2 protein-coding genes and 1 pseudogene are annotated in these 2102 nt (G+C 51.6%); 2 read left to right on the top strand and 1 reads right to left on the bottom strand.

Annotation, left to right across the window (positions count from 1 at the left end):
* The coding region (locus ACOTX7_RS24185; protein WP_421626177.1) for a type VI secretion system Vgr family protein at positions 1-903 on the top strand (903 nt) is incomplete at its 5' end.
* A 22-nt stretch (positions 904-925) separates the two neighbouring features.
* Entirely contained in the window at positions 926-1981 is a 1056-nt protein-coding gene (locus tag ACOTX7_RS24180) for a PAAR domain-containing protein (RefSeq protein ID WP_221813103.1), read from the top strand.
* Between the two features lie 53 nt (positions 1982-2034).
* On the opposite strand, the pseudogene ACOTX7_RS24175 reads toward ACOTX7_RS24180, so the two are convergent.
* A pseudogene (locus ACOTX7_RS24175) lies at positions 2035-2097 on the bottom strand (PTS fructose transporter subunit IIB); the annotation flags it as partial.
* Positions 2098-2102: the final 5 nt, after the last annotated feature.

The raw sequence follows: 2102 nt of genomic DNA, 5'->3' as shown, positions 1-2102 counted from the left end.
CCGGCGCAGAGCACGGCGTGGCCGCGCACCTATGGCCCGCAGACGGCGAAAGTCGTGGGGCCGCAGGGCGAGAGTATCTGGACGGATAAATACGGCCGCGTGAAGGTGAAGTTCCACTGGGACCGTCTGGCGAAGGGCGATGACACCAGCTCCTGCTGGGTGCGTGTGTCGAGCGCCTGGGCGGGCCAGGGTTATGGTGGGGTGCAGATCCCGCGCGTCGGTGATGAGGTGGTAGTGGACTTTATCAACGGCGACCCGGACCGTCCGATCATTACCGGGCGCGTGTACAACGACGCGAGCATGCCGCCGTGGGCGCTGCCGGCCGCGGCGACGCAGATGGGCTTTTATAGCCGCAGCAAAGATGGCCATAAAGACAATGCCAATATTCTCCGTTTTGAAGATAAAGCCGGGCACGAGCAGATCTGGATCCATGCAGAAAAAAATATGGATACGGATATAGAAAATTCTGAAACTCATGATGTCGGTGTCGATCGTAGAAAAACCATCGGACAGGATGAGAATATAACGATTAAGCGGAACCAGAAATCAGATGTAGGTAATAATGAAACGCATAATATTGGTAACAAGCACGTTATAAACGTTGGGAAAGATCAAACCGTCTTGACCATGGATAAAGAAGGTAACGCGCTGCTGGAATCTGTGACCACGATTAAACTCAAAGTTAAAGACAACTATATTCTGATCGCCCCGGATACCATTGAGATTCACGTAGGCCAAGGCAACCTCAAAGCAGAGGCTGTGGAACAAGCCATCTTCAAAGGTGAAGAGCTTACAAAACTGGGTGATGGGATCAATACCGAGCTCAAGGCAAATGATACGGTGAGTATAACGGGAACTAACCTTACCGATATTAAGGGCGCGATTGTAAAAGTTAACAGTTAATCTGCGTACAGAGAACGCTATTATGGGAAAACCAGCCGCCAGAGCGCGCATTGATTCCAGCGCACATACTGGCCCAATTCAAAGCGGAAGTCCCAACGTAATTATTGGCGGATTTCCGGCGGCACGAAAAGGCGACCCGCTTTCATGTTCTCAACATGGTCAGGGAAGTATTCTCAGCGGTTCAACAACGGTATTTGTGAACGGTTTACCTCTCGCCAGGGAAGGCGACAAGACGGGTTGCAATACTTCAGCGACCCCTGCGGTCGCAACCACTCAACCTGCACCTCCGCAATATTGGGGAGGAACGGCGGCGAAGGATGCGGGTAAAGATGGTGCTATACATGGTGATGTTTACGACGCCCGGGTGCTCGGCGCCTATGCAAGTCTCGAAGATAAATCCGGCTTTGGAAAACCCGATACGGCTTCAGCCGGATTCGCGCTTGCCGATATCACGGTCGGGAATACAAAAAGCCAGGATAAATATAAAGGCGAGGTTCGTACAAAAGTAGGGGTGGCGAATGCCAGCGGCACGTTAGTGACAGATAGGGCCGATTACGGGGCTATCAACCTCAATGCTAACGCTACCGCGATACAATATGGCGCCTCGGGTAGCATTGGAAAAGAAGGGGAGCAATACGGCGGGGTTGGTGGGGACGTGTATCTGGCAACCGCTGAAGCGAAGGCTGTCAGTGAAATGTACGACGGTAATAAAGGACGTTATGGTTTTAATGTGGAACTTGGCGCAGAAGCAGCGGCGGTCAAAGGAGAAGCGACGGCTAAAGCCGATTTTTATGGCGTAGTCGTTGCCGATGGCAAACTTTCAGGGAGTGCAGGGAGCGCTGGCGCTTCTGCTGGCGTGGGAACCTGGATTGATAGTACAGATTATTCATTTAACCTCAAGGTGTCAGGTGAGCTTGCAGCGGCGCTTGGTCTGGGAGGGGATGCCAGTATCAAATTGGCTCTCAAACCGATCCTTGACTGGATTTATGACGATGATGAAAGTAAGCCGTCCCCAGCGGCGGGCAGTGGCGATGGTGTGATTAAGACGGGCTGTGTTACAGTCCTGATAGGAGATTAAAATGTGTAAATGGGGAACGTTGTGATGCATTGGTTTTTCTTTATTCTCTTTATGATCTGGACGGGCTTTGTTGAATAAATCGAACTTTTGCTGAGTTGAAGGATCAGATCACGCATCTTCC

Source organism: Enterobacter cloacae complex sp. IR5418, from assembly GCF_049238105.1.
In the GTDB taxonomy this organism is placed as follows: domain Bacteria; phylum Pseudomonadota; class Gammaproteobacteria; order Enterobacterales; family Enterobacteriaceae; genus Enterobacter; species Enterobacter hormaechei.
This window is presented reverse-complemented; position numbering and strand designations above follow the sequence as displayed.

Excerpts from the sequence above, each read along its gene's own strand:
- ACOTX7_RS24180 (WP_221813103.1), top strand. The coding sequence starts at position 926 with ATGGGAAAACCAGCCGCCAGAGCGCGCATTGATTCCAGCGCACATACT.